This is a genomic window from Paenibacillus roseus (assembly GCF_016424485.1).
GTDB lineage: Bacteria > Bacillota > Bacilli > Paenibacillales > Paenibacillaceae > Paenibacillus_D > Paenibacillus_D roseus.
Genome location: NZ_JAELUP010000113.1, coordinates 93,620 through 100,544 on the forward strand (window position 1 = coordinate 93,620; position 6,925 = coordinate 100,544).

Annotated in this window: 9 protein-coding genes and 1 riboswitch; of the genes, 4 read left to right on the forward strand and 5 right to left on the reverse strand. The window is 47.7% G+C overall.

Annotated features, from left to right (window positions below; all coding sequences use genetic code 11):
- Nucleotides 1–70: 70 nt before the first annotated feature.
- Entirely contained in the window at nucleotides 71–778 is a 708-nt protein-coding gene (locus JFN88_RS22745) for a DNA alkylation repair protein (RefSeq protein ID WP_199021654.1), read from the reverse strand.
- 231 nt (nucleotides 779–1,009) lie between these two features.
- Nucleotides 1,010–1,804, reverse strand: a complete 795-nt coding sequence (locus JFN88_RS22750; RefSeq protein WP_199021644.1) for a helix-turn-helix domain-containing protein — start codon at nucleotides 1,802–1,804, stop codon at nucleotides 1,010–1,012.
- 172 nt (nucleotides 1,805–1,976) lie between these two features.
- Between JFN88_RS22750 and JFN88_RS22755 the strand changes: the two genes are divergently transcribed.
- The 4 genes from JFN88_RS22755 (at nucleotide 1,977) to JFN88_RS22770 (ending at nucleotide 3,637) form a co-directional block, all read left to right on the forward strand.
- On the forward strand, nucleotides 1,977–2,294 hold the full coding sequence (locus JFN88_RS22755; RefSeq protein ID WP_199021645.1) for a hypothetical protein: 318 nt from the start codon (nucleotides 1,977–1,979) through the stop codon (nucleotides 2,292–2,294).
- Between the two features lie 197 nt (nucleotides 2,295–2,491).
- Nucleotides 2,492–2,800 carry a hypothetical protein gene (locus JFN88_RS22760; protein WP_199021646.1) on the forward strand — a complete coding sequence of 103 codons (309 nt, stop codon included), beginning with the start codon at nucleotides 2,492–2,494 and terminating at the stop codon, nucleotides 2,798–2,800.
- A gap of 243 nt (nucleotides 2,801–3,043) precedes the next feature.
- Nucleotides 3,044–3,373 (forward strand): hypothetical protein, encoded by a 330-nt coding sequence (locus tag JFN88_RS22765; protein WP_199021647.1) that lies wholly within the window; start codon nucleotides 3,044–3,046, stop codon nucleotides 3,371–3,373.
- Nucleotides 3,374–3,454: 81 nt separating this feature from the next.
- Entirely contained in the window at nucleotides 3,455–3,637 is a 183-nt protein-coding gene (locus JFN88_RS22770; protein ID WP_199021648.1) for a hypothetical protein, read from the forward strand.
- Nucleotides 3,638–3,840: 203 nt separating this feature from the next.
- Here JFN88_RS22770 and JFN88_RS22775 read toward each other — a convergent pair whose 3' ends face one another.
- The 3 genes from JFN88_RS22775 to JFN88_RS22785 form a co-directional block, all read right to left on the reverse strand.
- The gene (locus JFN88_RS22775) at nucleotides 3,841–5,136 is read right to left on the reverse strand and encodes a nucleobase:cation symporter-2 family protein (RefSeq protein ID WP_199021649.1); all 1,296 of its coding nucleotides are present in this window, start codon (nucleotides 5,134–5,136) and stop codon (nucleotides 3,841–3,843) included.
- Between the two features lie 173 nt (nucleotides 5,137–5,309).
- Complete coding sequence (locus tag JFN88_RS22780) at nucleotides 5,310–5,897, reverse strand: xanthine phosphoribosyltransferase (RefSeq protein WP_199021650.1); 588 nt, start codon at nucleotides 5,895–5,897, stop codon at nucleotides 5,310–5,312.
- Nucleotides 5,898–6,060: 163 nt separating this feature from the next.
- Nucleotides 6,061–6,164, reverse strand: a riboswitch (purine riboswitch).
- Between the two features lie 107 nt (nucleotides 6,165–6,271).
- A complete protein-coding gene (locus JFN88_RS22785) occupies nucleotides 6,272–6,688 on the reverse strand; it encodes a DUF1284 domain-containing protein (protein ID WP_199021651.1) in 417 nt (138 codons plus the stop codon).
- Nucleotides 6,689–6,925: the final 237 nt, after the last annotated feature.

The following is a 6,925-nucleotide window of genomic DNA, read 5'->3' on the forward strand; positions in this document are numbered from 1 at the left end:
CGTGCAGAAATCGTAAAGTCAGGCTTACTCCAGAAGCCTGCACGGAAATTCTGCCAGACAACGTTGGTGTCTAGCAAATGCAGGTTTTGCGTTTCTTGCCCACGTTGCCCCGCTGCTCCACCTTCTCGATATAATCCACGGCAAGCGGAACCTTGCAGGCTGTCTGGCCGACATCGACATGAACTTTACCGATCTGTACAGCAGTTTCCTTGGCACGTTCATTCAGCCCGCGAACGTAGGCACCAATTGAAATAACAAATCCGTTCATTGTGTAACGAACACGGTTGCGCTCCTCATGGATGGTTCGGCCCGCCTGCTCCAGCAGACGGGTTATTTCTTCATGATCCAGTTGTTCATCCGGCGTAATGGATACATAGTTGGCGTAGGTGCTCCAGCCGCATACTGCTACCATTTCCTCATCCGATTGCATCCATTCCAGCGCAAGCTCGCGGGCGTACGAACTTTCAGCCGCAGCACTGGCCACCGTGTATTCGGCCAGCATATACCAATACGCTTTGTCCGCCCAATCTTGCAACCGCTCCCTGGATATTGCCTTGGGATCAACCGCCAGACCAGCCAGATACATGGCGTCCGAATTGCCAGTATCGTAGAGATCATAGACTAGCTGCTGATTCTTCTTCACGTTGCGAACCAGCTTCTTCAAATCCCCCACCCGAACGCCAAACAGCGGCTCCTGTGCGCCATGACGGATGAAGGTCTTCTTCGTCTGCTCGTCCCCCAATTTTTCCAGTTCGTCCATTATTTCTGTCAGTTCCAAATCTGATTGCTTCATCATTATCCCTCACTCTTCTTTGACTACTCAAGGATTGTTCGATCGTATATTACTGCACGCTCTGGACAACATGATGGTACGATCCTGCAACAAACGGAAAGTAGATGTAGTAGGATCGTTTCCCATAATACGATGATTAACGTCTGCCTCCGAACGGGATAAGCGATATTGTGAGCATCTCAAAAACGATCTCCATCAGTGGACAAGAAATCGTATTCAACAGCCTACAGACTGACGGACCCGGCTCAAGAAGCGATTCATCAGGACCGGGAGTGAAATCAGAATCGGCGGATCATCGATTCGCGGCGGGTAAAGCATGATATCCATGGGAGGAACCTGTGTGTAAGGCTGCACGAAAATCGGCGTTCTTGATCGGGTACGCAGTGTAGCCTGAGGGAGCATAATTTCTGTAGCCTGAGTTCCCCATGAAATCGTAGTCGCCATCAAATAGTACGTCCCCGGCTTGACATCGGTGAATCGAAAATCTCCGAGCGAGGACAACAATGTGCCGTACAGCGGCAAACCTTCTGGAATCGGTCTGGCGAACAGACCGATCAGAATGACGCCTTGAAAAGGCGTCTCCGCACGAATCGTCCCTTCCACGGTGGAGTAGGGATGGGACAACAGCCCTGGTTCCTCCCAATTCGCAAGCTGCTGCAAGGAACTTAAATGCTGACCCGCCTGCTGTCTGTAGTTTCGAAAGCTGGCTGGAGTTAATCCAACCCTCTCTGAAAATCGTGTAGTAAAGGTCCCAAGGCTCTGCTGGCCGATCTCAAGACCAATGTCTCGAATGCTCATATTGGTATGAAGCAGCAAATCCTTGGCCTTCTGCAGTCTGAGAGCGGAAATATAATATTGAGGGGAGAGACCCATTCTCTCTTTGAAAATTCGGGTGAAATGGTACGGGCTATAGGCAGCATGCGCTGCCAGCTTGGCAAGCGGGAGAGGATCATAGATATGTTGATGAATATAGGCGATGACACCTTCTATTTCCGCATATCGGTTGCTCATGGGTTGCGCACCATCCCTACTATTAATAAGAACTTATGTTCCTGTTTATTTTATCACTATTCTGTTGAATTGGGAATACGGTGTTTGGTTCGCATAACTCCAAGGGAGGAAACGCGAAGTGCAGAACAAGGAAAGCTTCAAATTAAATTCGAATTGAAACGATGCTGTACAATTGTTTCTCCAATATTGCAAGGTCAGAAACTTCAGTAGGGCGAGCATCCGCCGTTATCGCAAAGACCTGGAAAAACTCAGCCAGCATCTCATTACAATGCAACTCCAGGATCTTTCTCCCGCCTTCTTCACGCTTAAGAGCATAAAGGGGCACGCGAATATCGAGACAATTGAAATGTATGTCGAATTGTTTGCCTGTGACTTGCAAGTTCAGCATGAGAAATTCAGCCCCATCGAACATCTGGCTGAAACTCTTAACCTGGTGCAGGAAGCGAGGTGTATGGCGGCGTCTTCACTCAAAAAAACTTCTGCTACCTAACTATGGAAAAACTGTTTCGAGCAATAGACATAAAAGCATTAAGAAGAGTAAGGCTCGACTTTATGGAGCGTCACGCACTAACTACGTGAGACCGATTATTCGACAAAATCTGCACTTTGCACTGAAATAGATTTCCGCAAATATGGTATACTATACCTAGTAAAATACCATCATCTTGAAGGAAGGATTGTAGCATTTTGACTAAAACCATCAATGAACTCGTAACACAACTCCTGGCATTAACCACGCCTGAATTTCAAGAGCTGATAGATAAGTTAAAAAAACTAGAACCTCTACAAAATATCCTTGACATCGCTAGCGAACCAGATCGTAGTAGAATACTACAAAAATTAATGACATTTGCGGAACAAGATGCCCAACCGTTTTCTTACGATCCCGTTCAACCCGATCATTTTTCCCCATCTTATAAACGCTTTGATTTTGTGGACTGTTACTTCACTGGGGTCGGATTCGAATGGGATGCCAAACATATTGCTTTAATTTAGGATATCTATCCTCAATTAGACTCAGTTATGGTCATTCCGACTACAAGCAAAACCCGTAAAGAAACTAAGAGTGTCTTCTCTGTCGGAAACATTTCTGGGCTCTATGGCAGTTCAGATACAACCCTTTTGATCAGTGACATGACCAGAGTTTCTAGAAAACGACTTTATTCCCTTACTCCCTATAGACATCCAAAGAAGGGCAATGTTCCTGCTCGGTTACCAATGTCATGGAACAGTCGAATATTGGACGGCATCGTCTCAACCTATGCCAGTACGCCAACTTTTGAGGAAGTTTTAATGTATACTACACAGACAGCTATGGTAAGTGATTTACGAATATTTAAAGATTGGCGTTTTAAGACTGGTTTCGGTAAATTTGATGATAGCAGCAATATCCTCCACTTCAACCGATGGAATGAAGACAAAAGCAATCCGCTGCAATTGATTCAACCCAATATTCAGATCAGTAAGGACATGAAAATTCAATTAATGAAAGAATTGTTTGACCAAGATCCACACGTTAGAACAAACGCTGAAGCACGGTATGCGGAGTGGTATTCAGAAAAAATATGAATTAGCCGTGACCTTGACTTTTCACAAACATATGATAAGATAAACATGTATTAAACGATTTCCCCGTTAAGGGGCGCAAGATTGGATTACATTGTGATTTACGTTATCCCTGTTAAGGGGCGCAATAAAAAGAAAACAGCGGGGAGCGCTCCCCGCTGTTTTCTTTTTACTGTATTGTTTAATATCCTTCTCTCTTCACTCTACGATGCGCTCCTGCTCAAGACGAGTCCTGCGCTCTACCATGATTTCCAGCACCGGATGTGAATTTGTACGGCAGGAATCAGATGCATAGTTGCACATTGAACGGATTACCAATATTTTATTGCCGGTGTAATTTGATAAACTTTTAGCAAATTACAAGAATGGATGGCGCGCTCTCAGCTTGCTCTCTCAAGCATCGCTACTTATGATTTTTAACCACAAATGATTTGCTATGAAACTATTCGGTTGGAAGAACCAGCCGTTACTCAGGACGCTTGCTTGATTTCAACCGGCTCGGCTTCCGCTTCCTGTCCAGACAGGAACAGGTTCAACACAATCGCCGTCAGGGACCCGGATACGATGCCATTTTGCAGCAGCATCTTCGCGAAGTCAGGAAGTTGGTCGAACATCTGCGGCAATGTAGCCGAACCAAGGCCAACTGCAATGCTGCAAGCCGCAATCATGAGATTGTTGCCTTTGCGCAGGTCAACCTCTGACAGAATGGAAATACCTGCCGCGGCTACCGATCCGAACATCACGATCATCGCGCCGCCGAGCACGGCATTTGGAATAACTGTAGTCAGGGCAGCCAGCTTGGGCAGCAGACCCAGTACAAGCATGATACCCCCCGCAGCGAAGATGACATCGCGGGTTTTGACGCGCGTCAGCGAGATCAGGCCGACGTTTTGCGAGAACGCCGTATACGGGAATGCATTGAAAATACCGCCGAGCATGATAGCCAGACCCTCGGAGCGCAGACCGCCGACGATTTGCCGCTGCTCCACCTTCTGATCCGTGGCTTTGCCAACTGCAAAGTATACGCCCGTGGACTCAACCATGCTGACAATATTGACAATGATCATGGTCAAAATCGCGGTGATGCTAATTTGCGGGATACCAAAGTAGAACGGTTGGGCTACACTTACCAAGCCCGCCTCGCTAACTGAGGAGAAGCTGACAATTCCCATCGCATACCCGGCCGTCGTCCCCGCCGCAAGGCCGATTAATACGGAAATAGCGCGAATAAAGCCTTTTGTAAAACGGTTTACCAGCAAAATAATAATCAGCGTACCCAGAGCCAGCAGCAGATTGCTGGGCGCACCGAAGTCCGACGCGCCTTGGCCGCCCGCTGCATTGTTCATAGCTACCGGAATAAGCGATAGTCCAATAATCGTGACGACGGAACCGGTAACGACCGTAGGGAAAAATTTAAGCAGTTTTCCATAAAGCGGTGCGGCTAAAATAACGAATAGACCGGCAATAATGATTGCCCCGTATGCGGTGGCCAAATTCGAGGTTGAAGCAATCGCAATGATAGGTCCCACCGCAGTAAATGTACAACCGAGCACAACTGGCAGGCCGCTGCCGAAATACTTGCTCCTGATCACCTGCAAAATAGTTGCCAGACCGCATGTAAACAAGTCTGCTGCAATCAGATACGCCATCTGTTTATCCGTCAAGCCAAGCGCTCCACCGACAATAATCGGCACGATTACAGCACCGGCGTACATCGCCATCACATGCTGAAATCCTAAAGTAATGACTTTCTTTTTGCTAAGCATTGTAGACTCTCCCCATTCTAATATATGGAATATACAATATTCCTGGTAAAGCGCGAATCAGCCTCGCTATGCCTGAGCAGTAGACGCACAAGCCATGGGAGTAACCTCGTGAGCCTTGATAACATGAAACCGTACTCCCTGCAAGTGCCTCGCCTGGCTGATGCTGGCTGCGCTTATTCCACCACTGCTTCTTCCACAAAACAAACCTCACCAGGCGACATTGACGCAATGCGAGCCAGAGAATGCACCTCTACGCCTTTGGCCTCAAGCAGACCGCGCCCTTCCTGGAAGCTCTTCTCAATGACACAGCCCACGCCAGCCAATTCTGCACCGGACGCCCTGACAATGTCCACAAGACCGACAAGCGCCGCTCCGGTAGCCAGAAAATCATCCACGATTAGCACTTTGTCTTCAGGACCCAGATATTTCTGTGAAATACTGACCTGATAGTTCTCCTGTCTGGTGAAGGAATAGACCGGCGCCGAATAGACCTTCTCCGCAAGAGTGACCGCCTTCTTCTTCTTGGCGTAAATAAACGGCACATCCAGCGCAATACCTGCCGCCATCGCGAACTGAATACCGCTGGCTTCGATTGTCAGCACCTTCGTAATCGGCCTATCGCCAAAAATACGCGCGAACTCCCGGCCAATCTCCAGTGCGAGCCGGGTATCCACCTGATGGTTGAGGAAGGAATCCACCTTCAGCACCGTATTCGACAGAATCAAACCTTCCTCGCGTATGCGTTCCTGTAATACTTTCATTGCTCGTATCGCTCCTTTTTGAAAATCAAAAAAGACAGACCCCTTGAGTGATTTCTTCTCAAGTGAAGTCTGTCCTGCCGGGCTATTGTCCCTTAAAGGTGTAACACATAGCGTGTCCGCAACGCTCGAACCATCCTCATGCCGAAATCGGCAAAAAAGGAACCCCTGTTGCGCTTTCACTCATAGTCGGATGATTAAAATGGTCATCCCGTAGAAACTTATGGGCCATATTCCCAAAAATATACGAGTTCTATGAAGTTTTTACCTTGTCTATAGTACACGCTCTAGCCTGCCGTTTCAAGAACAATTTTATGATTTTCCCTGTGCGCGACAGCCGCCTATCATAAACTGGAAGATCGTCCCTGTCTCCATGTTTAGGGGAGCTCCCGAAGAACACCTGCCTGACGGATATGGCGCACTCCCTCCCGGCAAAGGCCGAGCGGCTCCCATTCACAGTTCGAGCATAGTGTCCGGATGTCGTCCGGCTCTACTCTGGACGCCGCCTGCACAACCTCTGCCCAAGTCATGATTCGCCCCTGTTCAATGCCAACCGCCTGCAAAATTTCATTGTCCTTCTGGTACACGGATTGATTCCGGCAGTGATGGGGCTGATCGGGGGGAAAGGCGCGGCAAATGTCGTCCGGCCCTTCGATGATTTCGATTACGGTATCGGGCTTTGTACGCAACGTCTCATAAATCGCGGTCATATTGGTGCAAAAGTCATCCGAATAGCCTTTTCCCCTGTATCCAAGCAAGCACAGTACATGATGGCCCCGCAATAAAACAGCCATATCGGTCCCCTCCCATTGTTAACCTTTTGTTAACCTTTTATCTATAATAATAGTTAACAATTGTCCAGAAGTAAATGCTGCGATTGCGCCTGGCTTTTCCCTTTCCAGATGCAATCATAATTAAATAGACACAGCTGCAAAAAGTGGATGAATTTGGTGTCAAACGTCTGTGAAAATGTCACTCTAATTGTGCTATGAAAATGTCACTTGTTAAATGAAGGCCTCTGTTACCAGAAG